This is a genomic window from Mesorhizobium sp. M8A.F.Ca.ET.165.01.1.1, assembly GCF_004792065.1.
Taxonomy (GTDB): Bacteria; Pseudomonadota; Alphaproteobacteria; order Rhizobiales; family Rhizobiaceae; genus Mesorhizobium.
The window spans coordinates 94,683-119,623 of record NZ_SRTH01000014.1; the positions used below are offsets into that span (position 1 = coordinate 94,683).

Here is a 24,941-nt window from a genome sequence, read left to right on the forward strand (position 1 = left end):
ACGAGAGAGCCCGGCAGGTGCGATGTCCCCCGGCCACTGTGCCGGTGGCCTGCGATCGACGGAAGCGGCGATCACCAGGCCGGAGTTTGCTTCGTTTGCTTAGAGCAGATCCCACCGCGCTGGCCGATGACGAGCTTCTGGACCGCTATCAGCGCGCCGCCTTCGGCTATTTCCTGGAGAATGTGAACCCCGACAACGGGCTGGTCGCCGACACGTCGCGGCCGAATTCACCGTGCAGCATCGCCGTCGTCGGCTTCGCCCTGTCCTGCTATCCGATCGGCGTCGAACGTGGATGGATGGCGCGCGATGCGGCTGCCAGGCTGACCCTTGCGGCGCTGCGCTTTTTCCAGACCAGCACGCAAGGCAGCGGCCCCGACGTTACCGGCCACAAGGGTTTTTACTACCACTTCCTCGACATGCGCACTGGTTTGCGCGTCTGGCGCTGCGAGTTGTCGATGGTCGATACCGCCTTGCTGATCGCCGGCATGCTGGTGGCGGGCGCTTATTTTTCCGGCGACAATGATGACGAGGCCGAAATCCGCCAACTGGCCGAGGCGCTCTACAGGCGCGTCGACTGGCGATGGGCACAAGGCAGCAGCCCGACGCTCCGCCAAGGCTGGAAGGCCAGGACCGGCTTTCTGCACTATGGCTGGGAAGGCTACAACGAGGCGACGATCCTCTATGTGCTGTCCATGGCCTCACCGGACCGGCCGACCTCCGACGACAGCTACGAGGCCTGGACGGCGACCTACCAGTGGGAAAACATCTACGGCCACGACGTGCTCTATGGCGGGCCGCTGTTCATGCACCAATTCTCGCATGCCTGGATCGATTTCGCAGGCATCCGCGACGCTTTCATGCGCGAGAAGAATTCGGACTATTTCGAAAACAGCCGCCGCTCGACATACCTTCACCGCGACTACGCCCGGCACAACCCCTACGGCTTTGTCGGCTATGGCGAGAACCTGTGGGGTCTTTCGGCAGGGGACGGACCAGGCGGCTTCCGCGCCAGCGTGGAGCGACGGCGCCACCGGTTTTCCGGTTACGCGGCGCGCGGCGCGCCTTTCGGTCCTGATGACGGCACGATCGCGCCATGGTCCTATCCGGCGTCGCTGCCTTTCGCGCCTGATATTTGCCTGGCGGCGATGCGCCATCTCGCCGATCGTTACCCGGAGGTGATCGACAATTTCCGGCTGCCGAGCGGTTTCAACCCGACATTGGCCAACCGGCGAAATTTCGGCCGCAACGGCTGGGTGTCGGAAGGCCATTACGGGTTGGACCAGGGCATTGCGGTAATGATGATCGAAAACCACCGTTCCGGCATGATCTGGGAGCTCATGCGTTGCAATCCCCATATCCGTCGTGGGCTGGACAAGGCCGGCTTTACCGGCGGATGGCTGTCGCGGCCGGCAAGCCCGGCATCCGGGGGGCGCGATGTCACGTGAACCGACGAGAGCCGCCGCCTTCCCCGTCGACCACAACGACGTCGAGCTGGTCAGGGGCGCGCATCCTCCGCACTGGAAGAACCCGACCCCGAACGGCTCCTACAATCTCGTCGTCATCGGCGCCGGGCCGGCCGGGTTGACCGCCGCGCGTGACGCGGCGAGCCTTGGCGCGAAGGTCGCGCTGATCGAGCGCGGGCTGATTGGCGGTGCGTGCATCAATGTCGGCGGCATTCCGTCGAAGTCGATCATTCGCACAGCCAGGCTCTATGCCGACATGCGCGATGCCGAGAGCTTCGGCGGCGACCCGCCAGATCATCTTCGTGTCGATTTTCAACGGGCGATGACACGGATGCGGCAGATCCGGCAGCGGATCAGCCGTGCCGATTCCGCCGCGAGCCTGGTTTCGGAAGGCATCGACCTCTATTTCGGTGCGGCGCGATTTGCCGGCCCCGATACGGTCACGGTCGAGGAAAGCACGCTGCATTTCAAGAAGGCGCTGATTGCAACGGGCGCACACCCGGCCTTCCCTGCTATTCCGGGGCTGGTCGAAGCCGGTTATCTCAGCAATGAGACGATGTTCAACCTGACGCAATGCCCGCCGCGGCTCCTCGTCATCGGCGGCGGGCCGCTTGGCTGCGAGACGGCGCAGGCTTTCTGCATGCTCGGCGCCAAGGTCATCCTGGCGCAGAGCGATCCGATGTTCCTGCCCGGCGAGGAGCGCGACGCCGCGCAAATCCTTTCGGACGCCCTGGCGCGCGAGGGGGTGGAGGTGCGCCTGAACACCGAAGTGGTGGCGGTGCGCAGGGAAGGTACCGCCAAGTTCGCCGACCTGATGCGGGATGGTGACACGACGACGATCTCCGTCGACGAGATCATCACCGGCGTCGGCCGTTCACCCAACGTCGATGGTCTCGGCCTCGAAGAGGCCGGCGTGGCGTATGACGCCGACGGCATCAAGGTGGATGATTATCTGCGAACCAGCAACCCGCACATCTATGCGGCGGGCGACGTCTGCCTCGAATACAAGTTCACCCATACCGCCGAGGCAACGGCGCGCATTGTCGTGCGCAATGCCTTGTTTCGCGGCCGCGAAAGGCTCAGCGACCTCGTCGTTCCCTGGTGCACCTATACCGATCCGGAGATCGCCCATGTCGGCCTCTATCCCCTGGAAGCGCGCCGCAATGGCATTCCGGTCAAAACCTATACGATACTGATGCACGATGTCGCCCGCGCCGTGATGGACGGCGAGGAGGAAGGATTCGTCAAGATCCATGTCAGGGAGGGGTCCGACCGCATCCTGGGCGCGACGGTCGTCGCCAGCCATGCGGGCGAGATGATCAACGCGGTGACCCTCGCCATCCGGTCCGGCATGGGACTGCATGCGTTGGCCGACGTCATCCATCCCTTCCCGACACAGGCGCAAGGCATCAAGATGGCGGGCGACGCCTATAGGCGGACACGCCTCACCTCGTTGCGCAGGCGCCTTGCGGCGCACTGGCTGGCGTGGTCCAGACGATAAGCCCAAAGCCATCACATATGCCGAAATGCTCACAAATACGCAACCAAGTGCGCGGCGGCGCTTGACGGATCCCTGCGAGGCTAATGAAATCGAGACGACGCCTTCGGCCGCGGAACATTCGTGGATGCAGCCTTTAGTCGAAACGGAATACGCAATCGAGCTCTTGTCCAAGGGTTACATCTGTGTGCCTCTGCGCGAAGGTGGCAAGCATCTCGATCTTGAGGCGATGGAATATCATCCGCTGCATTTGAAGGCCCGTCGAAAGGATCTGAAAGAATTGGCGTTCCGGTCGATTGCCTTTCAGTTGTCGCAGAAGCCACCAACACCGGAGGAAATCCGGCGCTGGTTTCGGGACTTTGCTGGAAATGTCGGCATCATCGGAGGATACGGCAACCTTCTCATCTTGGATTTCGACGATTCAGCAGACTATCGCGCCTGGTCTGGCAAGCACGCGCACCTTTCAAGTTGCACGCCGGTCGCGAAATCACCGAATGGATTCCACATCTATCTCAGGACGCGCGAACCGGCGGTATCATCCAGCCTGTATCTCGGCATGCGGCGGATCGGCCACCTGAAGGCGCTTGGCGGTTACGTCGTTGGAAGTCCTTCCGTACTCAAGGATGGCTGCTGCTACAGCTGGTTGAAGGACCAGTCGCCATTCGACGTCGAGCCGCAACCAGTCGAAAGCCTGGCCAGTCTTTCACTTCGCGCGGTCTCGCCACTCAAACATTGCTATGACCGCGTTCTGAAGCGCGGTTTTTTCGTGCCGCAATGAGCATTTCGGGGCGTGAGCAACCCGATATCAGCATCGTCATTCCGGCAAGAAATGCCGCCGCGACGATCGACGCCACGCTGCGAAGCCTTCTGCCGGAGAGGGGCCTGATCAGCGAGATTCTTCTCGTCGACGATGGCTCCATCGACCAGACCACGGCGATCTCGATGCAAAGCGCCCGGAAGTACGGATTGCCGCTGGAGATCCTCGCTATGCGGCTGGGCAGCGCGGGCGCTGCCCGCAACGCCGGAATTGCGCGAGCCAAAGGCAAGTTCATACTTTTCCTCGATGCCGACGATGAGGTGATGGCGGGAGGGTTGGGACTGCTGCATGAGGCGCTCCTGCGCAATCCCGAGGCCGGCCTGTCGATAGGAGCCAGCATTCGCCGCACCAGGGGGAGGCCGGACAAGCTCAAGGTTCCGCATGGGTACACGAGCGACCGGGCATTGAACGCCCGCCGCTACCTTCTTAACGAGGCATGGCCGATCGCCATGGGCAGCGCGTTAGTCGCAGCCTCGGCAATGGCCACCGTCCGCTTTCCGGAAACCACCAGCCTGGATGAGGACACGTGCTATTGGGCGGCCATGCTCGCACAGGCCGACGTGACAACGATCTCTTCTCCGGTGCTTCTCTACCACCATGACGAAGAGAGGATGGCGCGGCGATTTGTCGAGAACCCGCGGGCCACGTTTCTCGCGATAGCACTGGAGCTGGACAAGCTTGCCGGTTCAGCCATTGCCAGGGACGTTCTGCAGTGGAGGAAGGCCTGGATAGCCTTGCGGATTTCAAGGCAGCTTATCAAACACAACCGATACAGCTATGCGATGAGCATGATGCGTGCCGTTCGCGCCCACAAAAGGCTGGGGCCGAGCTGGAAGGCGTCGCAATATCGCATACGAATTCGCATCGGAGCCATGATGGAACGGCCTGACCACTCGTCGAGCGCTGGCGCGGTCACGGAAAGACGTACGCTGATCGTATCCTTCGACCCGGCATTTCCGCCGGTTTCCGGTGCGGACCTGAGAAATTTCAACAATGCCAGCCTTGCAGCCGAGTTCGGCCCAGTCCGGCTTGCCTCGATCAGGCCGCTGGGCGACGCGCGCCAACCGTCCGACGCGCGCATCAACGCGGTTGGCCTGGTAACCGATGGAGAACCGCGTTCGGCCTCTCTCGGCTGGTGGAGGATCGCGGGGGAGAACCGTATCCCGCGCACGGCATTGGTGCGGCTGCGGAAAATGGTGCAAACCTTCAAACCCGATACGGTCATCGTCGAAGGGACCGGCCTGTTCAAGCTGCTGCGACATTTGCGGCCGCTGACGAAGCAGCTCATCCTGGACATGCACAATGTCGAATCCGACCTGGCGGCACAGCTGCGACATATCAGTCCAGGGCGATCCCCGGCGGTGCTTGGCATCCGGCGGCTGGAGAGAAAAGCGCAATCCCTCGTCGACAGGGTGTGGGTCTGCTCGAACCAGGATCGCGAAAGGTTGATGGCCGCATCCCGGCACAATGTGCCGATCGATGTCGTTCCCAATGGAATCCCCAACGTCGAGGACATTCCGCGGGGGCTGCCCGCCGAAGCCGCGACCGACAGCGGTTATCCGACGATCGTATTTATCGGGCATCTCGGCTATCCGCCGAACGTCGATGCGGCCGAGCGCCTGGCGGGCACCATATTGCCCCGCATTCGGCAGGTCTTGCCGGGTGCAAGACTTACTCTTGCCGGACGAAGCCCAAAGGCGGCCGTACGGGCGCTGACCAGATTGCCTGGTGTGGAGCTTGTCGAAGACCCCGAAAGCGTGGCGCCACTCCTGTCCGGCGCGCATCTCAGCATCATCCCACTCAGGGCCGGCGGGGGCACGCGCATCAAGATCCTGGAGGCGATGACTTGGGGGGTGCCGGTGATCGCGACACCGCTCGCTGCCGAGGGGCTGGACATGGTCGAGAATGACCAAGTGATGCTGTCGACCAGCGACGAAGGACTGGCCGACATGGCCATCGAACTCTCTCTCGACGCCGAACGCCGGGCGCGGCAGCGCACGCGCGCGCATCAGGCCGTATGGGCAAGGTTTGGCCCGCAAGCGATCCGCGATGCCGTCCGCGCCGGGCTTGCACTGGACAATGACGGCAAGTGACACCAGGCCACCCCATCACCCCATGAGCCGTCGATGATTCCGCCGATCCTGCACCAGACCTGGAAGACCGACAGCGTTCCCGCACGCTTCCAGGCCTATGCCGACAGCTGGAAGCGGCACAATCCACACTGGACGGTCATGCTCTGGAGCGACCGGATGCTGCTCGAATTCGTGGCCGAGCACTACCCGGATTACCTGCCGATGTTCTGTGGCTACACCAACGGCGTGCAGCGGTCGGACGCGGCCCGCTACATGCTTCTGCATCACTTCGGCGGGGTCTATGCCGACATCGACTGCGAATGCGTCGCGCCCTTCGATGCGATCATGAGCGAGACCCGGGTCGTGCTGTGCAAGGAGCCGGCTTCGCATGCGGCCGTCCAGGCGGATTTCCGGGGCCTGCCCTACCTTCTGTTCAACGGGACGATAGCGAGCCCGCCCGGTCATCCATTCTGGTTGCATCTCCTGTCGATGATGCCCGGGCTCGCCGCCGCCAAGGACGTGCTCGACGCGACTGGCCCTTGCCTGCTCACCTCCGCGCAGCGCGGGTACAGCGATCAGGTGGCCTTCGCCATTCATCCTTCCGCCCTGTTCGTGCCGGTGACGTCGGCCGGGAGCACGGAGCGCGACGCCGGCGACGACACGGCCGCGCTTTCGATCCACCACTGGGCCGGCACATGGTGGACCCCGGAACCGCCGCCGAACTGGTGGACCAAGTTTCGCAATCGGGCCTATGGGCTCCGGTATCACCTGACGCGCGGCGCGTATCTGGATGAGGCGCAGGCGAAAGCAGGCGTCGACAGAACGGTCCTGTCGGCGCCGCCGCCATCGGGCCGAAACGTCGCTGTCTTGGTGCCGCTTCGAGACGCCGCCGACCTCATCCAGCCCTTTCTTGATGCGCTGGATGGGCTCGACTATCCCAAGGACCGGATCAAGCTGGTCTTCTGCGAAGGCGACAGCCAGGACGGAAGCTGGGAGCGACTACAGGCCGCAACCGCTGGATTGGCCGGCAAATATCGTGACATCATCCTGTTGCAAAGACAGGTCGGCACCCGCCTCGACAGGGCAAAACGGGCGAAGCCCAGGATGCAACGCATCAGGCGCGGCGCGATCGCCAAGGTGCGAAATTATCTGATCGATCACGGGCTCAGCGAGGACGATGACTGGGCGCTGTGGATCGACATCGACGTCTGGCGCTTTCCCGGCGATGTGCTGAACCGCCTGATCGCCACGGCACATCGCATCGCGGTGCCCAACTGCGTGAAGATCGCCGGTGGCGCCAGTTTCGACCTCAACAGCTTTGTCATCAGACGGCAGACCAAAAACTATCGCTATTACCGCGAGATACGCGGCGGCCTTCACCAGCCTCCCGTGCAAACGCCAAGCCGGTATCATCTCAGCGATGTCAGGCATCTCGACATCATCGGCCTCGATGCGGTCGGCGGAACCATGCTCCTGGTCGATGCCGCCCTGCATCGCGGTGGCCTTCGCTTTCCCGAAATTCCATACCGCGATCTGATCGAAACCGAAGCTTTTGGCCTCCTTGCCAACGACCTCGGCATCCGGCCGGTCGGCCTGCCCAAGCTGGAAATCCTACACGTCCCGTGGTGAGACGACGGTCCGCCGAAGCCCTTCGCGCAGAGGCTGCAGATAGGCTTGCGGGCGCAGACGGCTCCATACATAGTCCCGGTCCGTCAAATGCGCGGCCTGCCTGATCCAGCGCGCCGGGGCATCGGGGTCCCGCACCTCGCGCCAATCGTCGACGATGATGACAGGCAGGCCTTCGTAAAGCGGATCGAGCGGTGAAGTCTTGGTCACCACGATGCAGCCGAGATAAAGCAGTTCCCAAGTCCGGTGACAGTCCAGGCCGTTTCCGACGGTCGACAGCACGAGCGGATATTGCGAATAGAGCTGCCATATCGAGCGCTGCGATACGCGTTGCCCTAGAAAATCGACATGCGGGCATCCGTCCAGAGCATCAAGCAATTCCCGACGCTCGCCGGACTCTCTGCTGACGCTGAAATCGCAGAATATCCTGGCTGGACGACGATCCGCACTCCCCTGCCCGCGCAGGGTTTTCAGGTGTCTCACCAGTCCGGCAGGGGTCGCCAGGGAACGTGGGGTGTGGAGATCCAGCCCGATCGGAAACGGCTTGACCCTGGGATGACCGCCGTCGCAGTTCTGGCTGTACCAGGAGACCAGATAGGGGTTGGCGAGAAGCCGCTCGACAGTGTCCTTGGCCAGATCCGAAGGCACCGAGGAATCACCGTCGGTCGTCAGCAGGATGAAGGGAGCCTTGATGGTGGGCAGGGCTATCCTGGCGAAAGTGTCGAGATCACAATTTCGCGCAAGCCTGGCCAGGGTGCTCAGCCGCACCCAGACGATGCCATGCGCGCCGCTATAATGGTCGCGGAAAAAAGCCTCGCTTTGCGTCGATTCGGTCGGCGCCCAGCGATACCAATCGGGTCCGGCGAAGTCGCAGAAACGCCCGATCCCTTGCGACCAAAGCACGGAAGGAACGCTGAAAAACCTCAGCGCCCCGGAACGAACGGGTTTCTTGAGTTTTGCCCGCCAACGCGACATGCCCATGGGCAACCCTTAGCCCAGACGCCGTTATGGCCGCAACGTCCGGCCTGCTTGCTCACACAGGCCAAGGCGGGCTCGTGGCGTCAGTCGTGCAGGTCCCGCGCAATCGGCGGGCCGACCGAAAATCCGGAGAACGTGACCTCGAAACCCTCACGCTGCGGCGAACAGCACATCATACCGACATCGACCAGCTTCGAGATGGCGAAATAGGCGAGCCGCACCGGCTTCCAATGACCGTCGGAAGCGTCGAGATACTGGACGCGGATCGCCTCGCCATGGCGGGTCAGGCGGATCCTGACGCCGTCCGGGCCGGCGGCAATGGCCACCAGCGACCAGTCCGACGTGTCGTTGGTGACGACGACGGATAAATAGGCAAGGCCGTCGGTGTATTCGATGCCGGCCTTGATCCAGTGCGTTTCGCTCAGCCGGACCATCAGCCCGGCCTGGTCGTAAAGCACCTCGTAGTCGCCCTTGACGGTGACCTCGGCGGTGAAGTCACCCTCGACCTGCCGATAGAGGAAGTGGCCGTTGTCGCGCCAGAAACCATAGAAGGTCTCGCGCCAGAAATCGGTCTCCTTGCCGGTGCGCACGCGCACGGCATCACCGTCGATGGCATGGTGCGGCGGCGGGTTGAGCCAGGTCAGGTCCTGCAATGTCATCGCTTGCACCGTCGGTTTTTCGAGGAGGTGACGGTTCGCCGGCCGGCAAGCCGGCGCCGGATCATCCCGCGAACGTATAAGCGGTCTTTACCGTGGTGTAGAACTCCATGGCATAGCGGCCCTGTTCGCGCGGGCCGAAGCTCGAACCCTTACGCCCGCCGAAGGGGACGTGGAAGTCGACGCCCGCCGTCGGCAGGTTGACCATGACCATGCCGGCTTCGGAGTTGCGCTTGAAATGCGTGGCGTGCTTGAGGCTCGTGGTGCAGATGCCCGAGGTCAGGCCGAACGGCGTGTCATTGGCGACGGCAAGCGCTTCGTCATAGTCCTGGACGCGGATGACGCTGGCGACGGGGCCGAAGATCTCCTCGCGCGAACTGCGCATGGCGTTGGTGGCCTCGGTGAGCAGCGCCGGCTTGAGATAGAAACCCGGCGTCTTGCGGTCGAGCCGTTCACCGCCGAAGGCGAGCGTGGCGCCTTCCCGGACACCGATGGCGATATAGTCCTCGTCCTGCTTGAGCTGGGTCGCGTCGACCACCGGGCCGATCTGCGTTTGCGCGTCGAGCGCGTCGCCGATCACCAGCTTTTCCATGCGCTCCTTGAGCGCGTCGACGAAACGGTCGTGGATGCCGTTGGTGACGATCAAACGCGACGAGGCCGTGCAGCGCTGGCCGGTCGAGAAGAAGGCGCCGTTCAGCGCGCAATCGACAGCGACCGCGAGATCGGCGTCGTCAAGCACGACCAGCGGGTTCTTGCCGCCCATTTCGAGCTGGAACTTGCGCATGTGCTCGACACTTGCCGCGGCGACGCGTTTGCCGGTTCCCACCGAGCCGGTGAAGGAGACGGCGTTGACGTCGGGGCTGTCGAGCATTGCTTGGCCGACCACCGAGCCCTTGCCCATGACGAGGTTCAGCACGCCCTTGGGCAGGCCGGCGCGGTGCAGGATGTCGACGATGGACCAGGCGCTTTCGGGAACGAGTTCGGCCGGCTTGAAGACGACGGTGTTGCCGTGAGCCAGCGCCGGAGCGATCTTCCAGGCGGGGATGGCGATCGGGAAATTCCATGGCGTGATGATGCCGACAACGCCAACCGCTTCGCGCGTGATCTCGACGCCGACGCCCGGCCGCACGCTTGGCACCACCTCTCCCGACAAGCGCAGTGTTTCGCCGGCAAAGAAATCGAATATCTGGGCGGCGCGGATGGTCTCGCCAATGCCCTCGGCCAGCGTCTTGCCTTCCTCGCGCGCCAGGTTGCGACCGAGTTCGTCCTTGCGCGCCATGATCTCGTCGGCGGCCTTTTTCAGCACCGCATGGCGCGCCAGCGGGCCGGAGCGGGACCATGCCGGAAACGCCGCCTTGGCCGCCGCGATCGCCTGGCCCGCCTGTTCGACCCCCGCCGAGGCATATTCGCCGACGACGTCGCCGGTATCCGAGGGGTTGATGTTGCGGGATCCGGCATCGCCGACCCATTCGCCGTCGATGAGGTTCTTTCGAAACGCTGTCATGTCCTTGCCTTCCCTGGCTGTTGGCCGCGCGGCGGCATCTGTCTGAAGTGGTATTTGCCAGACAATTGCCTTGCGGGAAAGCACGCACTGGGCTCGAAGGCCGCGACAAAAGTCCCCGGGCCTGCGCTCATGCCTCCGGTGCAGCGGCGGCAGTGCCGCGTCGACAACCACTCCAGCCAACATCGGTGGATGGCTCGCCGGGTCAAGGTCGAATTGCCCTGTACACATATGTCCACGACCTTGATTTGCCTGATCCGGCATGTCATGCGTCGTGGCGATGACAGCACTCGAGACGACGATCCAGCGTGCCGGCGCCACCGGCAATATCAAGGCCACTCGCGAAGACTGGCTGAAGCTCGCGCTTGAAACCCTGATCTCGGACGGCGTCGAACGCGTCCGCGTGCTGACGCTTGGCCAGCAGCTCGACGTCTCGCGCTCGAGCTTCTACTGGTATTTCAAGAGCCGCCAGGACCTGCTCGACCAGTTGCTGGACCACTGGCGGCAGACCAATACCCGATTCATCGTCGAGCGCGCCGAACGCCCTTCCGCGACTGTCATTCGCGGGGTGATGAGCATTTTCGAATGCTGGGTGGACGAAAAGCTGTTCGACCCCCGGCTGGATTTCGCGATCCGGGCATGGGCTCGCCGCTCCCCCGCGACAAGGCGCGCGCTGGACGAGGCCGACGAAGAACGGGTCAATGCCATCCGCGGCATGTTCATGCGTCATGGCTACGAGGAGGAAGACGCATTCGTGCGGGCCCGCGTGCTCTATTTCATGCAGATCGGCTACTATTCGCTCGAACTCGACGAGCCGATGAGCAGCCGCCTGCCGCATGTTGCCGCGTATCTGCGCAGCTTCACCGGACAGGAGCCTACGGCGGGCGATGTCGAGGATTTTTCACGTTACGTGGAGGAGACCATCTCGCAGAACCGCTAGCGTTGGCTGACGCAAGCCGGGATGACCGGCAACTAGACATACGTGTCCATTACCCCTAGGTTTGCCCTGATCAACCAGGCTTGTCGCCCACACAATGACCCGCATCTATTCCGCTCTCTCGCTGTTCAAGGAAGGCCTGGCCGGCCAGACCGGCTGGAAACAGGCCTGGCGCTCGCCCGAGCCGAAACCGTCCTACGACGCGATCGTCATCGGCGGCGGCGGCCATGGGCTGGCGACGGCCTATTACCTGGCCAAGAATCACGGCATCGCCCGGGTGGCCGTGCTGGAAAAGGGCTGGATCGGCGGCGGTAATACAGGCCGCAACACCACCGTGGTGCGCTCCAATTATTATTATCCTCAGAGCGTCGAGCTCTACGGGCTGGCGCACCGGCTCTACGAAGGCCTGTCCAAGGATCTGAATTACAACGTCATGCTGTCGCAGCGCGGCATGGTCAATCTGTGTCACTCGACCGCCGAAATGGAAGTCGGCGCGCGCACCGTCAACGCCATGCAGATCAGCGGCATCGATGCGGAGCTGTTTTCGCCCGAGGACGTGCGCCGGGTGGCGTCGATCTATAATTTCTCGGCCGGCGCGCGGTTTCCGGTGTTCGGCGGCATCTGGCAAGGCAGGGCCGGCACGGCGCGCCATGACGCGGTCGCCTGGGGTTACGCGCGCGCGGCGAGCCGGCTCGGCGTCGACATCATCCAGAATTGCGAGATCACTGATTTCATCGTCGAGGGCGGCCGCTGCCGCGGTGTCCAGACGACGCGCGGCACGATCCGTGCCGAGCGCATCGGCATGGCGGTGGCCGGGCACTCCTCGGCTCTGGCTGAAAAAGCCGGCTTCCGGCTTCCAATCAACTCCTACGCGCTGCAGGCCTGCGTTTCCGAACCGGTCAAGCCGATCCTCGACACGGTGGTCCTGTCGCCCGGCACCGGCGTCTATGTCAGCCAGTCGGACAAGGGCGAGATCGTCATTGGCGGCGGGCTCGACCGCATCCCTTCCTATGCACAGCGCGGCAATTTGCCGACGCTGGAGACGGTGATCACGGGGGTGCTGGAGATGTTCCCGATCTTCGGCCAGTTGAAGCTGATGCGGCAATGGGCGGGCATTGTCGACGTCGTGCCGGATTCCTCGCCGATCATCGGGGAATCGCCGCTGCCCAACCTGTTCCTCAATTGCGGCTGGGGCACGGGCGGCTTCAAGGCGATCCCCGCCGGCGGCACGTTGCTGGCGAACCTGCTGGCGAGCGGCAAGCACAACGACATCAGCCGGCCCTTCGATCTCGACCGCTTCGCCAGTGGGCGGCTGATCGACGAAGCGGCCGGCTCCGGCATCGCGCACTGATATACACAGAGACCAGGACTAGGCGTCATGCAGCTCTTTCCTTGCCCGTTCTGCGGCCCGCGCGACGAGACCGAATTCCACTATGGCGGCGATGCCGGCAATACCAGGCCGGACGGCGGCGATGTGCCGATCGATCGCTGGGCCAACTATCTCTACCTACGCTCCAATCCGAAAGGCGCTGCGCGCGAAATCTGGGTGCATATGAACTGCGGCGAGTTCTTCGTCATGGAGCGCGACACGCTCACGCACGAGGTGCTGTCCTCGTCCGCGCTGGGCGAGGAGCACGCGGCATGACCGCCTCGCGTCTTGCTACCGGCGGCAGCGCCATCGACCGCTCGCGCCCGCTCCGCTTCAGCTTCGACGGCACAAGCGTGGACGGCTTTGCCGGCGACACCATCGCCTCCGCGCTGCTCGCCAACGACGTCGCGGTCGTCGGCCGCAGCTTCAAATACCACCGGCCGCGCGGCATCTGGGGTGCCGGCGTCGAGGAACCCAACGCGCTGGTCGATATTGGTGGCCCACACGCGAGGCCGAACACACGTGCCACGACCGAGCCGGCACACGATGGGCTGGCGGCCAAAAGCGTCAATGCGACGCCCAATGCATTGAGCGACCGCAACGCCTTCCTCGACCGTTTTGCGCGCTTCATCCCGGCGGCGTTCTACTACAAGACCTTCATGTGGCCGGACTGGCACATGTTCGAGCCACGCATCCGCGCCATGGCCGGACTGGGCAAGGTCGACAAGGACTGGATCTCATCAGGCCCGGCCGACCAGATCAATCATCATTGCGACGTGCTGGTGGTGGGCGCTGGGCCGGCCGGACTGGCGGCGGCCAAGCTCGCGGCCGGCATGGGCCTCTCCGTGACGCTGGTCGACGACCAGCAGAAGCCGGGCGGGTCGCTCGGCCACCGCGCCAGCGAGATCGACGGCAGGCCGGCTGCCGGGTGGCTCGAGGAGACGCTGGCGTCGCTTGCCGGCGGGGGACATCTGATCCTGCCTTCGACCACGGCCTTCGGCATCTACGACCACAATCTGGTCGGCCTGAACCAGCGCCATTTCGATGGCCGGCCCGACACGCTATGGCGGGTCCGGCCGCGCCGGATCGTGCTGGCTACCGGCGCCATCGAGCGGCCGCTGCCTTTCGCCAACAATGATCTGCCGGGAATCCTGTCGGCCGATGCCGCGCTCGCCTATCTCAGGCGCCACGCGGTGCTGGTTGGCAGGCGCGTCGTGGTCGCCACCAACAATGACAGTGCCTATGAGGTCGCGGAGGCGATCGCCGAGGCCGGCGCCGAAGTGACGCTTGTCGAGATCAGGCGTGACGGGATGCCCGCCGCGCCAGCCAGGATACGGCTGTTGAAGGGGCGGGCGCTTGCCTCCGCGGCGGGCAGGCTACGCGTTGAAGGCGTGACGCTGGACGACGGCACCAGGCTCGACGCCGATTGTGTGCTGGTCTCGGGCGGCTGGACGCCGACCATTCATCTCTTTGGCCAGGCCAGGGGCAAGCTTGCCTGGAGCGAGGCCCGCGCCGCCTTCCTGCCTGGCAATCCGGTCGACGGCATTTCCGTGGCTGGCGCCGCCGCCGGCGCGGTTTCCTTGTCGGACGTGTTCGCCGGCGCGGAGAAAGCCGTCGCATCGCTCGGCCAGGCGAAGGCCCCGCGCAGCACCGGTCCGGAAGCGACAGCCGGGATTGCAGCCGCCTGGCCGGTGCCCGGCTCGAAAGGACGAATCTGGATCGACTACCAGAACGACGTCACGGTGAAGGACGTGGAACTGGCGGCCCGCGAAAACTTCGTCTCGGTCGAGCACTTGAAGCGCTACACCACGCTCGGCATGGCGACCGATCAGGGCAAGACCTCCAACCTGCCCGGACTGGCGCTGATGGCCGGGATCACCGGCCGAACGGTGCCGGAAGTCGGCACCACCACCTACCGCCCACCCTTCACGCCGGTGCCGTTGGCGAGCTTCGCCGGCGCCCGCGCTGGCGAGTTGATGGCGCCGGTGCGCCGGCTGCCGCTGGAAAACGTCCATCGCGCCAACGGCGCCGTCTTCCAGGAATATGGCGGCTGGCTGCGCCCGGCGCACTATGGCGGTCGCAATGCGGACGCGGGACGCGCCATCCAGGACGAGGCGTTTCGCGCGCGCCGGTCGGTCGCGCTGTTCGACGGTTCGACGCTCGGCAAGATCGAGGTGATCGGACCGCGGGCGGCCGAATTCGTCGATTTCCTCTACTACAACACCATGTCGACGCTGAAGCCTGGCCGCTGCCGCTACGGCTTCATGCTCTCGGAGAACGGCGTGGTCTTCGATGACGGCGTGCTGGTGCGGCTGGGCGAGCACCGTTTCGTCGTGTCGTGCTCGTCCTCGCATGTCGCCGCCGTGCACGCCCGGCTGGAGGAATGGCGCCAGGACCGGTTCGGGCGCGGCGCCGTCTACATCCACAACGCGACATCGGAGATGGCGACGCTGACCGTCTCCGGGCCGAACGCCCGTAGGCTGCTCGAAACGGTGGGGCTCGGCCTTTCACTCGCCGACGCCGACCTTCCGCATATGGCGATCGGCCATGGCAGCTATGCGGGAGACGAGGTTCGGATTGCCCGTGTCAGTTTCACCGGCGACAGGAGCTATGAAGTCTCTATCCGCGCGGATCGCGCCGAACCTTTGTGGGCGCATCTGCGCCAGGCCGGCCAGGCGTTCGATGCCGTTCTCATCGGGCTGGAAGCGCTGATGATCCTGCGTGCCGAGAAGGGCTTCATCGTCATCGGCAAGGACACCGACGGTACCACGCTGCCGCACGATCTTGGCGTGGCGGGTCCCCGGACGAAGCGCCAGAGCGAGTTCGTCGGCCGCCGCTCGCTGTTCACCGAGGAGGCTTCTCGGCCCGACCGCATGCAATTGGTCGGGCTGGCGGTGCCGCGGGACGAAGCAGCACTTGCCACCGGCGCGCACGGTATCGAGCGGCGCGGCAGCAAACTGCGCAGCATCGGCTTTGTCACCTCCAGTTATCAGAGCCCCACCCTCGGCCAGCCGATTGCGCTTGGCCTGATCGAACGGGGTGCGGCGCGGCACGGCGAAACGATCGAAATCCAACATCTCGGCAAGCTCAGGACGGCGACGATCGCCGCCCCTTGCGCCTACGACCCGTCGGGAGACCGGCTCAATGCGTGATCTCGCGGAAAAATGGTCTGTCGCGCCGGACTGGCCGTCGGCGACCATTAATGCACCCGGCCTCGTGGTACGCGCTGTCCCTGGCCTCGACCAGATATTGATCAGCGGCGACCTCGACGCCTGGATGCGCCTGTCCGGCGTGGACGGGACTGGCGTGGGCGCCTTTGGCGCGGCTCAGGGTGACCGCTATGCCGCGCGGCTGGCGCGCGACCGGCTGCTCGTGGTGTCGAACACGCCGCTTGCCATTGCCTCCGGTTGGCACGCGGAAGGCTTCGCGGTGACGGTGATCAGCGCCGGGCTGCAGGTGTTCGAGGCCGAAGGCCCGGCACTCGATGCTTTCATCGCGCGTGGAACGACGCTCGATCCCGCGCAGCCAAGTGCCAGCGCGGCGCTATCCTTCGCCGGCATCAGCGCCATCGTCTATCGCCATGACGACAAGCTGCGCATCCACGTCGATCGCGGTCTCGCCGCCTATCTCTGGACGTGGATGGAGACGGCTGCCGCCAACATCGCCGCCGAATCACCGAGTTAGGCAGGCGACGACATTCCCGCTCAGAGCGTGAAAGACCAGAACAGGCAGGCCAGTGTCGCGGCGGCAAAGATCACGAAGAACAGGCTGCGCAGCAGCACATTGCGACGCAGCTCGTTCATGACGAAGTGGCAGCCGATGATCGCGGCCGCAAACAGGAACCGCCAGTTCAGCACCGCCCACAAGACATCCCGCTGACCGAAAGCCCATCTGGCGACGAGGCAGCCAAGGATAGCCGCAAACAGTACGATGACGGTCCAGAAGATCGCGTCCGCGGCGTTGGTCAGCACAATGCTGGCTGCCCTGATCGGCAGGAGCATCATCAGCAGGGCGCTGAAGAAATAGACCGCGGCAAGTGGAATGAACGTGCCGGCATCGGCGATGCCGTCAAGCCGTCTCACACCGATGGCGCCATAGGGATAGCCGTGCCTGGCCACCGCCAGGCTGAGCGCCATGAGCAAGGCGGTCAGCACCGCGACCAGTGCGAAGGATGTGAGGGCTTTGCTCATGATGTTCCTGTCCCGGGCGAATCAGACAGGAACCGGTGTAGCCGATGGTCGTAAATTGCGCGTAAGCTTTCCCCGCCACCGGCACCCCGAAGGGGGTAACCGGCAGGGCGAAATCACTTGGCGATGACCGTATCGACGATGGCGCGCGTCCGGCCGCCGGTGGGAAATCAGCTCCAGGCGTGCAGCGGCGGATTCTCGCCATTGAGGAAATATTTGCCGAGGATCGAATATTTCCAGCGCACCGGATCGTGCAGCGTGTGCGTCCGGGCGTTGCGCCAATGGCGGTCGAGATTGTGCTCGGCCAATGTCGAGCGCGTGCCGGCCAGTTCGAACAGCTTGTTCGTCGCCGCAATGGCGATCTCGGTCGACAGGATTTTTGCTTCCGCGGTGACGATCTGGGCGTGCGCCACGATCTCGGCGGTCGGCTCGGCCACCGCCTTGTCGATCGCGTGGCCAGCCTTTTCGAGCAGCGCCTGCGCCGCGTGCAGGCGCAGCGTCAGGTCGCCGATCGCCTGGATGGTGTAGGGATCGTCCCAGGCATTGTCGACACCGCTGTCGATCCAGGCGCGGCTCCTGGTCCTGACGAAGTGGACCGTCTCGTCGATCGCCGCCTGGGCGATACCGGTATCCACCGCCACCTGGATGATCTGGAAGATGGCGCCGTCGGCGGTCGGCTTGTCGTAGCCCTTGTAGCCGGGCACCAGATGCGTCTTCGGCACCTTGACATTGTCGATGATGACAGTGCCCGACAGCGTCGTGCGCTGGCCGAAGCTCGACCAGTCGTCGACGACCGTCAGGCCCGGCGCGCCGCGATCGGCGATAGCATACCAGGCACGGCCCTCGTCATCGAGCGCGACGATCGGCACCAGATGGGCGAGCAGCGCGCCAGAGGAATAGAATTTGCGGCCATTGACGACGACATGGTCGCCGGCATCGGTGAAGCGGGTTTCGAAATCGGCGGCGCGTTTGGAGCCGAACTCGGAAAAGGCGTTGCCGAACCGCGTGCCCTTCAGCGCCTCGGCGAAAAGCAGCTTCTGCTGCTCGATGTCGGAGACGGTGCGGATGGCGGCGACGACGCCGAGATGGTTCTGCGCGACCTGGCCGATCGAAGAATCGGCCGCCGAGATGATCTCGATCACCTTGGCCAGCGTTGCATAGGAGACTTCGGGACCGCCGAATGCCCTGGACACGTTGATCGACCAGAGGCCGCTTTGCGAAAAGGCGTCGAGTTCGGCTACCGGCCAAATTCGCTCGCGGTCGCGCTTCGACGAATCCTTGACGAATTCGGCGGCCAGAGCGTGGGCGACGGCGATCGCTTCGGCGTCGTCCCTGATGATATGTGCCGGCGCCGAGGGCCTTGCGACCGGCGGTACGGCGGCGGAAGCATGGTCGGTCTTGACGGTCGAGACGGTCATTTCATTGCTCCTTCAAATTTCGGTTCAGGCAACGGCATGGAGATGGGGGGACTTGGGGGCGGGCGTCGGCTGCTGGCCGAGATAGAGCGCCCTGATATCCTCGCGCTGGCGGAGATCGGCGGCTGTGCCGGAGAGCACGGAGACGCCGTTTTCGAGCACGGTGGCGTGGTCGGCATAGCGAAGTGCTACCGCCGAGTTCTGCTCGGCGACCAGGATCGACAGGCCGGTCTCGCTGTTGAGTTTCCTCAACGTCTGGAAAATATCCTGCACGATGAGCGGGGCGAGCCCCATCGACGGTTCGTCCAGCACGAGCAAGCGCGGCCGCGACATCAGCGCCCGGCCTATTGCCGTCATCTGCTGTTCGCCGCCAGAGGTCAGGCCCGACAAGGTCCGGCGCTTTTCCTTCAGACGTGGGAAAAAGGCATAGATCCGTTCGAGGTCGGCGCTGATCTCGGCGCGGCGGCCGCCGCGGCCGATGCCGCCGGCGACCAGATTGTCCTCGACGGTGAGGCTCTTGAAGCAGTGGCGGCCTTCCAGTACCGGCACCAGGCCGGCACGCACCAGATCGCCGGGCTTGCGGCGCGCGACATCCGAGCCCTCATAGCGGATGGTGCCGGCGTTGACCTGGCCCCGTTCGGCCGGCAGCAGGTTGGAGACGGCCTTCAGCGTGGTGGTCTTGCCCGCGCCATTGGCGCCGAGCAGCGCCAGGATCTCACCGCGCCTGATCTCGAAGCTGACGCCGTGCAGCGCCGTGATGGCGTGGTTGTAGGTGGCGTGGACCGCGTCGACAGCAAGGATGATTTCGGTGTCGGGCATGACTGTCTTCCGTACTTGTCGGAACCGAACCGGCCCGGCGCCGCGGAAGGCATCCGCGGCACCCGGCCTGTTGATCAGTTGGTGGTCACTGCGTTGGCATCGTCGGCGGTGCGTAGCTTGATGCCCTTCTCGGCGGCATAGGCTTCGGCGGACTTTTCGATAATCGGCCGCAGCAGCGCCCAGTCCGGGGCGATCCAGTCGGAGACGACGTTCCACTTCTTGCCGTCCCACTGCTGGAAGGTGACGTAGCCCTCGCCCTCATGGTTGTCCCAGCTGACATTGATCGAGTGGAACAGGTCCTTGGCGCCGAGCGCCTCGACCTTGGCCGGATCGAGCTTGAGATGCTCGAAACCCCAGCGGACCTCGTCGCCGGTCAGCGTGCGGTGGCCGAACTTCTCCTGGGCGACGCGGATCGCCTCGACGTTGAGAATGCCGTTGACGATGCCGAGATTGTGGTAGACCGAGCCGATACGGGACTTGTCCTCGAGGTTGCCTTTGCCGGCGCCGTAGACGGTCTTCACGATTTCCTTCACCACGGGATAGGAATTGCCCGAAGCCTGGGTGGTGATGGCGGTGTAGCCCTTGGCGGCGTCGCCGGCGGGAATGACGTCCTCTTCCGAGTTCGACCAGACATTGCCGACGATGTGATCGACGGGGTAGCCGACCTTAACGGCGGTCTTCAGCGCCACCGGGTTCATGACGCCCCAGCCGCGCAGGACGACGAAATCAGGCTTGGCGCGGCGGATGGTCAGCCACTGCGACTGCTGCTCGTTGCCGGGATGCGGCACTTCGATCTGCTGCACGGCGAAGCCGTATTTCTGCGCCAGCAGTTCGTAGATCGGTATGGTCTCCTTGCCATAGGGCGAGCCGTGATAGAGCACGACGATCTTCTTGCCCTTGAGCTTGTCGATGCCGCCCTCCTTCGAGGCGATGTAGTTCACGATGCCCGACGTCTCGCTGTAGGGGTTGAGCAGCAGCGGGAAGACGTAGGGGAAAACACGCCCGTCGGTGGAATCGGTGCGGCCGTGGTTGACCGTTATCAGCGGCACCTTGTCGGCGGTGATGCGGTCGATCATGGCGTAGGCGATGCCGACCGAGAGCGGGTTCCAGGCGGCCGCGCCGGCATGGCTCTTCTGGCGCTCATAGCATTCGACGCCGCGCTCGACCTCATACTGGGTCTCGCATTCGTCCCAGGTCAGCTTGACGCCGTTGACGCCGCCGTCGCGGATGTTGATGAGGTTGAGATAGTCGATGAAGCCGCCGAAGAAGCCGGTGCCGCCGGCCGCATAAGGCCCGACGCGATAGCTCTGCAGCGGGAAATATTGTTCGTCGGCATGGGCTGATGGCAAGGCCACCGACACGATCATCGCCGCGGACAAAGCCGCCGCCTTGAGTGTGCTGAGGAAGGTCATGGTTGGGGTACTCCCGGTATGGGCCGTCTTGGGTTCGGCCTCTGGTTCATTTTCAGGCGTGAATGCGGGGCTCAGGTCGACTGCCAGGCGAACAGGAGCCGTCTTCGGACCCTGTCCCACAGGGCCACCAGCCCATCGGGTTCCAGGATCAGAAACAGGATGATGAGGGCGCCGAGCACGATGCGCTGGCTCATGTCGAGCACGCCCGAGTCAAAGACGTCTCCAAGCAGGAAGCCGCCAAGGCGCGACAGGGCGAGCGGGAACACGACGATGAGGGCGGCACCGAAGAAGGCGCCACGGATCGAGGCCAGGCCGCCGATGATGATGATGAACAGGATCTGGAACGAGCGGTCGAGGTCGAAGCCATCAGGCTCGACTGTCCTGAGATAAGCGAAGGCCCAGATGACGCCGGCGACGCCGATGATGAAGGAGGAGATGGCGAATGCCAGCAGCTTGGTCTTCAGCACCGGTATGCCGATGATGCGGGCGGCGGTTTCATTGTCGCGGATGGCGATGAAGTTTCGTCCCGTCTGCGAACTGACCAGCCGATAGGCAAGGAAGGTGAGGATGCTGACGATGGTCAACGCGAAGAGATAGCGGCCGACGGCGCCGTCGAGCGCGAAGCCTCCTATCGAAAGCCTCGGCGCGTCTATGACGCCGGAGGCGGAGTTGTTCGAGAACCAACTGAACTTGGTCAGCGCCCATTGCACGAAGAACTGTGCGGCAAGCGTCGAGACGGCGAGATAAAAGCCCTTCAACCGCAGGCTCGGCAGGCCGAAGACGATGCCGATCGAAGCGGCGACGATGCCGGCGAGAACGATACTGCCGATCAGCGGCAGGCCCTCGACGCGCAAGTTGAAATTATAGGCGGCGAAGGCGCCGGCCGCCATGAAGGCGGCGCTGCCCAGCGAGACCTGGCCGGCATAGCCTGTGAGGATGTTCAACCCCACACCGGCGAGACCGAGCGCCAGGAACGGCAGCAGTATGGCCTCGAACAAATAGCTCGATCCGATCAGCGGCACGACGCCATAGGCGAAGGCAAGCAACAGGACGGGCGCGATCCATTTCGGCAGCACCGGCGCGGAGAAGTCGGCTGCAATAGCGGCCATGGTCAGACCCTTTCCACGAGCTTCTGGCCGAACAGGCCGGAGGGACGGATCAAGAGGAAGACCAGCGCGACGACATAGGCGAACCAGCTCTCGATGCCGCCGCCGAAATAGTCGCCGATATAGACCTCGGCGAGCTTCTCACTGGCGCCGATCAGGAGCCCGCCGGCAATGGCGCCAAGGATGGAATCGAAGCCGCCCAGCACCAGCACCGGCAGCGCCTTGAGCACCACCAGCGACAGCGAGAACTGCACGCCGAGGCGGGCACCCCAGAGCAGCCCGGCGACCAGCGCGACGAGGCCGGCCGCCGCCCAGACGGTCGCCCAGATCAGCGGCAGCCTGAGGCCGACCGCGAGTGCGGCGAACTGGTCGTCGGCGACGGCGCGGAAGGCGAGGCCGATGCGGGTGTAGCGGAAGAACAGCGACAACACGACAACCATGCCGGCCGCGACCACCGCCGCGAAGATGTCGAACTGGCTGATCAGCACGCCGCCGATTTCCAGCGGCACGTCCTCGATGCCGAGGTCGAGACCGTGGACCTGCGTACCCCAGATCAATTGGGCAGCGCCCTCGATGATGTAGGACAGGCCAAGCGTCGCCATGAACAGGGTAATCGGCGGCTTGTTGGTGAGCGGCCTGAGCACCGTGCGCTCGATGGCGATGCTGATCACCACCATGATGGCGAAGGTTGCCACCAATGCCAGTGCAAACGGAACACCGCGTTCGACAAGACTGACGAAAGTCAGTGCGGCGAACAGCAGCATCGCGCCTTGGGCGAAGTTGAGCACGCCCGAGGTCTTGTAGATCAGCACGAAGCCGATCGCGACCAGCGAATACATGACGCCCGACAGCAGGCCGCCGACGAGCACTTCGATGAAAAACTGGTAGTCGAAATCGGCGATCATATGCCCGCCCTTCCTTCATCACAGGAGAGGGCCTCATTGTCGGAGGCGATGCCGAGATAGGCATCGATGACGCGCTGGTCGTTGCGGACCTCTTCGGGGGTGCCGTCAGCGATCTTGCGGCCATAGTCCAGAACGGCGATACGGTCGGACAGGCCCATGACGACGCCGACATCATGCTCGATCAGGACGACCGTGGTGGCAAAGCGGTCGCGCGCGGCGCGGACGAAATCAGCCATTTCGCTTTTCTCACTCGCTGTCATGCCGGCCATCGGTTCGTCGAGCAGCAGCAGGCGCGGTTCCGCCACCAGCGCCCGGGCGAGTTCGACCCGTTTCTGCAATCCATAGGGCAGCGTGCCGGCAAGACGATCGCGAACGGCGGCGAGGTCGAGAAATTCCAGGATCTGGGCGGAGCGGCTCAAGGCGTCGCGCCGCTCGCCGCGCGAGCGGCCGATGCCGAGCACCTGGCCGGCGAAGTTGGAACGGACCTTGTAGGCGAGGCCGGAGGCAACATTGTCGAGGACGCTGAGCCCTTTGAACAGAGCGAGGTTCTGGAAGGTCCTGGCGACGCCCAAATGCGCCAGCCGCTGCGTCGGCACCTGGGTATAGCCGACGCCGGCGAGCCGGACCTGGCCACGATCTGGGCGGTAGACGCCGCTAATGACGTTGATCAGCGAGCTCTTGCCGGCGCCGTTCGGGCCGATGATGGCGCGGATTTCACCTGATCGAACCGATAGGTCGATATCGGCCAGCGCGACGACACCGCCGAACGACAGGGCGATGCCCTGAAGCGACAGCAGCGGAGCAGTTGCATTGGCAGTAGATCCGGCCGCCCCAGCGTCGCCTTCGGACAACTGTGCAGGCTGGAGCACGGAGGGCAGGCCGCGCGCAAAGACTTCCGGCGCGTAGACCGAGGCTTCCATCGCTCCTAAGGCATAGCTGGGCAACGGCATTCCAATCGTCCTCGATTTCGCCCGCAGGCGCACGAATTCTCGATGCCGCCCGAAAGATCGAGCGCGCTTGAAAACCTGTGCTGGCCGGGCTGCCCGGCCAGCTTTTGGGGGAGATGACTATTCCGCTGCCAGCGACGCTGCCTGCTCGGCGTTTTCCAGCTCGCGAACGAGCGGAATGACGTGCTTGCCGAAATACTCGACCTCCTCCTGGAAGTGCAGGAAGCCGAGCAGGATGAGATCGGCGCCGGCGCGCTTCAGGTCGACGATGCGCTCGGCGACCTGCCTCGGCGTGCCGATCAGGTTCGAACGAAAACCGTCATTGTACTGGACCAGATCGTCGAAGGAGGATTTTGCCCAGTTGCCCTCGCCTTCCGGCGAGGCCTTGCCGGCATTCTTGACCTCGTGGCCGAAGGCGTTGACAGCCTCGGGGTTAGCCTTGGCGATAATTTCGGCGAGCACCGCCTTGGCCTCGTCCTCGGTCTCGCGGACGATGGCGAAGGCGTTGACGCCGACCTTGACGGAATGATTGCTGGCCTGTGCCTTGGTCTTGAGATCATCGACCTGCTTGGCGATTTCGGCCGGCGAGTTGCCGTTGGTGAAGTACCAGTCCGAAACACGCGATGCCATGTCGCGGGCGGCGCGCGAGGAACCGCCCTGGAAGATTTCGGGCAGGGGCTGCGGCGGCTTCGGCTTCAGGGAGTATTCGTTGAAGCGGTAGAAATCACCCCGGAAGGTGAAGCTGTCCTGCGTCCATATTCCGCGCAGCGCGCGGATGAATTCCTCCGAGCGGCGATAGCGCTCGTCATGGTCGAGCCAGTGTTCGCCGATGGCGTGGAATTCGCCACGGAACCAGCCGGAGACGAGATTGATGGCGACACGGCCATTGGTCAGATAGCTGATGGTGGCAATCTGCTTGGCCGCCAGCGCCGGGTTCCAGGGGCCAGGCAGGATCGCGGCGATGACTTTCAGCGTGGTGGTGGCCGCCAGCAGATCATGGCTGAACGCGACCGATTCATGCTGCTCGTCGGCACCGTAGCCGGCGGTGAAACGGATCTGGCTCAGCGCGTAGTCGAAGCCCGCCTTCTCGGCGATCTGGGCCAGCTTGCGGTTGTACTCGGCCGAATGGTTGGTGCGCTGCTCGATGTTGGAAATCACCAGGCCGCCCGAAACATTGGGCACCCAATAGGCGAATTTGACCGCGTCGGTTCCTGCATGTGCCATGAACTGTCT

The 24,941-nt window shown here is 64.1% G+C and carries 21 protein-coding genes; 10 read left to right on the top strand and 11 right to left on the bottom strand.

Features of this window, described 5'->3' with window-relative positions:
• Positions 1–95: 95 nt before the first annotated feature.
• From EN808_RS27965 to EN808_RS27985, 5 genes are all read left to right on the top strand, one after another.
• Complete coding sequence (locus EN808_RS27965) at positions 96–1,445, top strand: glucoamylase family protein (protein ID WP_135917306.1); 1,350 nt, start codon at positions 96–98, stop codon at positions 1,443–1,445.
• On the top strand, positions 1,435–2,964 hold the full coding sequence (locus EN808_RS27970; RefSeq protein ID WP_135917307.1) for a mercuric reductase: 1,530 nt from the start codon (positions 1,435–1,437) through the stop codon (positions 2,962–2,964). Before EN808_RS27965 ends, EN808_RS27970 begins: the two co-directional genes overlap by 11 nt.
• 124 nt (positions 2,965–3,088) lie before the next feature.
• Positions 3,089–3,739: a bifunctional DNA primase/polymerase gene (locus tag EN808_RS27975; protein ID WP_245525141.1), complete on the top strand. Its 651-nt coding sequence runs from the start codon at positions 3,089–3,091 to the stop codon at positions 3,737–3,739.
• The gene (locus EN808_RS27980; protein ID WP_135917308.1) at positions 3,736–5,871 is read left to right on the top strand and encodes a glycosyltransferase; all 2,136 of its coding nucleotides are present in this window, start codon (positions 3,736–3,738) and stop codon (positions 5,869–5,871) included. The genes EN808_RS27975 and EN808_RS27980 overlap by 4 nt, the downstream gene beginning before the upstream one ends.
• A 33-nt stretch (positions 5,872–5,904) precedes the next feature.
• Positions 5,905–7,479 (top strand): glycosyltransferase, encoded by a 1,575-nt coding sequence (locus tag EN808_RS27985; RefSeq protein ID WP_135917309.1) that lies wholly within the window; start codon positions 5,905–5,907, stop codon positions 7,477–7,479.
• Here the strand turns inward: EN808_RS27985 and EN808_RS27990 are convergent.
• From EN808_RS27990 to EN808_RS28000, 3 genes are all read right to left on the bottom strand, one after another.
• Positions 7,462–8,457 carry a hypothetical protein gene (locus EN808_RS27990; protein ID WP_189524177.1) on the bottom strand — a complete coding sequence of 332 codons (996 nt, stop codon included), beginning with the start codon at positions 8,455–8,457 and terminating at the stop codon, positions 7,462–7,464. The two genes, EN808_RS27985 and EN808_RS27990, sit on opposite strands and share 18 nt — an antisense overlap.
• Before the next feature lie 80 nt (positions 8,458–8,537).
• Positions 8,538–9,113: a DUF1349 domain-containing protein gene (locus tag EN808_RS27995; protein WP_135917310.1), complete on the bottom strand. Its 576-nt coding sequence runs from the start codon at positions 9,111–9,113 to the stop codon at positions 8,538–8,540.
• Between the two features lie 61 nt (positions 9,114–9,174).
• Complete coding sequence (locus EN808_RS28000; protein ID WP_135917311.1) at positions 9,175–10,614, bottom strand: aldehyde dehydrogenase family protein; 1,440 nt, start codon at positions 10,612–10,614, stop codon at positions 9,175–9,177.
• A gap of 277 nt (positions 10,615–10,891) precedes the next feature.
• Here EN808_RS28000 and EN808_RS28005 point away from each other — a divergent pair, with 277 nt between their 5' ends.
• From EN808_RS28005 to EN808_RS28025, 5 genes are all read left to right on the top strand, one after another.
• A complete protein-coding gene (locus EN808_RS28005) occupies positions 10,892–11,551 on the top strand; it encodes a TetR/AcrR family transcriptional regulator (protein WP_189524178.1) in 660 nt (219 codons plus the stop codon).
• A 94-nt stretch (positions 11,552–11,645) separates the two neighbouring features.
• Complete coding sequence (locus EN808_RS28010; RefSeq protein ID WP_135917313.1) at positions 11,646–12,899, top strand: sarcosine oxidase subunit beta family protein; 1,254 nt, start codon at positions 11,646–11,648, stop codon at positions 12,897–12,899.
• Between the two features lie 27 nt (positions 12,900–12,926).
• The gene (locus EN808_RS28015) at positions 12,927–13,193 is read left to right on the top strand and encodes a sarcosine oxidase subunit delta (protein ID WP_127872971.1); all 267 of its coding nucleotides are present in this window, start codon (positions 12,927–12,929) and stop codon (positions 13,191–13,193) included.
• Positions 13,190–16,069 (top strand): sarcosine oxidase subunit alpha family protein, encoded by a 2,880-nt coding sequence (locus tag EN808_RS28020; RefSeq protein WP_135917314.1) that lies wholly within the window; start codon positions 13,190–13,192, stop codon positions 16,067–16,069. The genes EN808_RS28015 and EN808_RS28020 overlap by 4 nt, the downstream gene beginning before the upstream one ends.
• Complete coding sequence (locus tag EN808_RS28025) at positions 16,062–16,601, top strand: hypothetical protein (RefSeq protein WP_135917315.1); 540 nt, start codon at positions 16,062–16,064, stop codon at positions 16,599–16,601. Before EN808_RS28020 ends, EN808_RS28025 begins: the two co-directional genes overlap by 8 nt.
• 20 nt (positions 16,602–16,621) lie before the next feature.
• On the opposite strand, the gene EN808_RS28030 is transcribed toward EN808_RS28025, so the two are convergent.
• The 8 genes from EN808_RS28030 to sfnG form a co-directional block, all read right to left on the bottom strand.
• On the bottom strand, positions 16,622–17,107 hold the full coding sequence (locus EN808_RS28030; protein ID WP_127872968.1) for a hypothetical protein: 486 nt from the start codon (positions 17,105–17,107) through the stop codon (positions 16,622–16,624).
• Between the two features lie 167 nt (positions 17,108–17,274).
• Positions 17,275–18,522, bottom strand: a complete 1,248-nt coding sequence (locus tag EN808_RS28035) for an SfnB family sulfur acquisition oxidoreductase (RefSeq protein WP_135917316.1) — start codon at positions 18,520–18,522, stop codon at positions 17,275–17,277.
• A gap of 24 nt (positions 18,523–18,546) precedes the next feature.
• Entirely contained in the window at positions 18,547–19,338 is a 792-nt protein-coding gene (locus tag EN808_RS28040) for an ABC transporter ATP-binding protein (protein ID WP_127279152.1), read from the bottom strand.
• A gap of 74 nt (positions 19,339–19,412) precedes the next feature.
• Positions 19,413–20,750: an ABC transporter substrate-binding protein gene (locus EN808_RS28045; RefSeq protein ID WP_127279153.1), complete on the bottom strand. Its 1,338-nt coding sequence runs from the start codon at positions 20,748–20,750 to the stop codon at positions 19,413–19,415.
• Positions 20,751–20,821: 71 nt separating this feature from the next.
• Complete coding sequence (locus EN808_RS28050) at positions 20,822–21,859, bottom strand: branched-chain amino acid ABC transporter permease (RefSeq protein ID WP_127279154.1); 1,038 nt, start codon at positions 21,857–21,859, stop codon at positions 20,822–20,824.
• A 2-nt stretch (positions 21,860–21,861) separates the two neighbouring features.
• Positions 21,862–22,761: a branched-chain amino acid ABC transporter permease gene (locus EN808_RS28055; RefSeq protein WP_127279155.1), complete on the bottom strand. Its 900-nt coding sequence runs from the start codon at positions 22,759–22,761 to the stop codon at positions 21,862–21,864.
• Positions 22,758–23,711 carry an ABC transporter ATP-binding protein gene (locus tag EN808_RS28060; RefSeq protein WP_127872964.1) on the bottom strand — a complete coding sequence of 318 codons (954 nt, stop codon included), beginning with the start codon at positions 23,709–23,711 and terminating at the stop codon, positions 22,758–22,760. Before EN808_RS28060 ends, EN808_RS28055 begins: the two co-directional genes overlap by 4 nt.
• A gap of 117 nt (positions 23,712–23,828) precedes the next feature.
• Positions 23,829–24,932 (bottom strand): dimethylsulfone monooxygenase SfnG, encoded by a 1,104-nt coding sequence (gene sfnG / locus EN808_RS28065; RefSeq protein ID WP_135917317.1) that lies wholly within the window; start codon positions 24,930–24,932, stop codon positions 23,829–23,831.
• Between the last annotated feature and the right edge of the window lie 9 nt (positions 24,933–24,941).

What these genes read in the sequence shown, in the direction of transcription:
- EN808_RS28025 (WP_135917315.1), top strand. Translation starts at nt 16,062, where the DNA reads ATGCGTGATCTCGCGGAAAAATGGTCTGTCGCGCCGGACTGGCCGTCG.
- EN808_RS28020 (WP_135917314.1), top strand. Translation starts at nt 13,190, where the DNA reads ATGACCGCCTCGCGTCTTGCTACCGGCGGCAGCGCCATCGACCGCTCG.
- sfnG (WP_135917317.1), bottom strand. Translation starts at nt 24,932, where the DNA reads ATGGCACATGCAGGAACCGACGCGGTCAAATTCGCCTATTGGGTGCCC.
- EN808_RS28060 (WP_127872964.1), bottom strand. Translation starts at nt 23,711, where the DNA reads ATGCCGTTGCCCAGCTATGCCTTAGGAGCGATGGAAGCCTCGGTCTAC.
- EN808_RS28045 (WP_127279153.1), bottom strand. Translation starts at nt 20,750, where the DNA reads ATGACCTTCCTCAGCACACTCAAGGCGGCGGCTTTGTCCGCGGCGATG.
- EN808_RS27970 (WP_135917307.1), top strand. Translation starts at nt 1,435, where the DNA reads ATGTCACGTGAACCGACGAGAGCCGCCGCCTTCCCCGTCGACCACAAC.
- EN808_RS28005 (WP_189524178.1), top strand. Translation starts at nt 10,892, where the DNA reads ATGACAGCACTCGAGACGACGATCCAGCGTGCCGGCGCCACCGGCAAT.
- EN808_RS28050 (WP_127279154.1), bottom strand. Translation starts at nt 21,859, where the DNA reads ATGGCCGCTATTGCAGCCGACTTCTCCGCGCCGGTGCTGCCGAAATGG.
- EN808_RS28000 (WP_135917311.1), bottom strand. Translation starts at nt 10,614, where the DNA reads ATGACAGCGTTTCGAAAGAACCTCATCGACGGCGAATGGGTCGGCGAT.
- EN808_RS27975 (WP_245525141.1), top strand. Translation starts at nt 3,089, where the DNA reads ATGCAGCCTTTAGTCGAAACGGAATACGCAATCGAGCTCTTGTCCAAG.
- EN808_RS28035 (WP_135917316.1), bottom strand. Translation starts at nt 18,522, where the DNA reads ATGACCGTCTCGACCGTCAAGACCGACCATGCTTCCGCCGCCGTACCG.
- EN808_RS28015 (WP_127872971.1), top strand. Translation starts at nt 12,927, where the DNA reads ATGCAGCTCTTTCCTTGCCCGTTCTGCGGCCCGCGCGACGAGACCGAA.
- EN808_RS27990 (WP_189524177.1), bottom strand. Translation starts at nt 8,457, where the DNA reads ATGGGCATGTCGCGTTGGCGGGCAAAACTCAAGAAACCCGTTCGTTCC.
- EN808_RS28010 (WP_135917313.1), top strand. Translation starts at nt 11,646, where the DNA reads ATGACCCGCATCTATTCCGCTCTCTCGCTGTTCAAGGAAGGCCTGGCC.
- EN808_RS27980 (WP_135917308.1), top strand. Translation starts at nt 3,736, where the DNA reads ATGAGCATTTCGGGGCGTGAGCAACCCGATATCAGCATCGTCATTCCG.
- EN808_RS28030 (WP_127872968.1), bottom strand. Translation starts at nt 17,107, where the DNA reads ATGAGCAAAGCCCTCACATCCTTCGCACTGGTCGCGGTGCTGACCGCC.
- EN808_RS28055 (WP_127279155.1), bottom strand. Translation starts at nt 22,761, where the DNA reads ATGATCGCCGATTTCGACTACCAGTTTTTCATCGAAGTGCTCGTCGGC.
- EN808_RS27985 (WP_135917309.1), top strand. Translation starts at nt 5,905, where the DNA reads ATGATTCCGCCGATCCTGCACCAGACCTGGAAGACCGACAGCGTTCCC.
- EN808_RS28040 (WP_127279152.1), bottom strand. Translation starts at nt 19,338, where the DNA reads ATGCCCGACACCGAAATCATCCTTGCTGTCGACGCGGTCCACGCCACC.
- EN808_RS27995 (WP_135917310.1), bottom strand. Translation starts at nt 9,113, where the DNA reads ATGACATTGCAGGACCTGACCTGGCTCAACCCGCCGCCGCACCATGCC.